This is a genomic window from Flavobacterium sp. SH_e (genome assembly GCF_025717045.1).
Lineage (GTDB): Bacteria > Bacteroidota > Bacteroidia > Flavobacteriales > Flavobacteriaceae > Flavobacterium.
In genome coordinates, this window is sequence record NZ_JAOVZN010000020.1 from 1 (window position 1) to 235 (window position 235).

Below are 235 nucleotides of genomic sequence, written 5' to 3' on the forward strand. Positions count from 1 at the left end.
GGAAGATTTGGATTAACTATCATATTAATGGCATTAGATGTAGCCGGACTTCCTGTCAAACATGGTGATGCGTTTGAAGTCATTCTAACTGTAATTGAATTGCCATTTGCTAATGCTGCACTTGTATAAGTTGAATTTGTAGCTCCTGAAATAGCTGTTGCACCATTATACCATTGGTATGTTGGAGTAGTTCCGCCATTTGTTGGAGTTGCTATAAATGTAACTGAAGTTCCCG

At 38.3% G+C, this 235-nt stretch carries 1 protein-coding gene; it reads right to left on the reverse strand.

Annotated features, from left to right (window positions below):
- Positions 1 to 235 (reverse strand): hypothetical protein (locus tag OD917_RS22560; protein ID WP_263525621.1); only part of this gene is annotated, 235 nt, incomplete at both ends.